Origin of the sequence: Paenisporosarcina sp. TG20 (assembly GCF_000286315.1) — a bacterium.
GTDB lineage: Bacteria > Bacillota > Bacilli > Bacillales_A > Planococcaceae > Paenisporosarcina.
Genome location: NZ_ALJG01000044.1, coordinates 1 through 923, shown reverse-complemented (window position 1 = coordinate 923; position 923 = coordinate 1). Strand labels below are relative to the sequence as shown.

Genomic DNA, 923 nt, shown 5'->3' with positions numbered 1-923 from the left:
TCGGTCTATTAGATATGTTAATTAGGAAAACCGTTGAAATCGCACTGGAAAAGAACATCATTAAAAGTAGCACCATTATTGTGGACGCCACACATACAAAAGCACGTTACAATCAAAAGACACCAAAAGAGTTTTTACAAGAGAGATCAAAAAAAGTCCGAAAAGCAATCTATAAAATCGATGAGTCGATGAAAGATAAGTTTCCTGCAAAAAATACGACGAACGAGGTAAAAGATGAAGTAACATACTGTGAAAAGTTAATTGCAGTAATTGAAAAGGAACCACAAGTCGCACAAGTACCCGCTGTCAAAGAACGTTTAAATATGTTAATAGAAGTTGTCGAGGATTATCAAGCGCACCTTTCCTATTCGTCAGATATCGATGCACGGAAAGGCCATAAATCAGCTGATTCATCTTTCTTTGGCTATAAAACACATATTGCGTTAAGTGATGAGCGAATCATTACAGCCGCAGTCATCACGACAGGTGAAAAAAGTGATGACAAGTACTTACAAGAATTGATTGAAAAAAGTAAACAAGCAGGTATGGACGTAGACACGGTTATTGGAGATACAGCTTATTCAGAGAAAGCGAATATTGACTATACAAAAGAAAAACAAATTAGACTAGTTTCCAAGTTAAATCCCGCAATATCAGAAGGTACTCGAAAGGAAGAAGACAAATTTGAATACAATAAAGATGCCGGACGATTTGTTTGTAAAGCAGGGCATTTAGCAGTACGAAAAGCACGAACTGGAAAAAAAGGATAGAATAATAACCAAGTAGAGACACATTTTTTTGATATTGAAAAATGCAAGGTATGCCCATTACGTGATGGATGTTATAAGGAAGGTGCGAAAAATAAAACTTATTCAGTCAGCTTAAAATCCGAAACACACACGGAGCAACTGGCCTTTCAACAA

Annotated in this window: 1 pseudogene; it reads left to right on the top strand. The window is 36.3% G+C overall.

The features are described 5' to 3' along the window. Positions 1–923: pseudogene (locus tag B371_RS0100220) on the top strand (transposase); the annotation flags it as partial.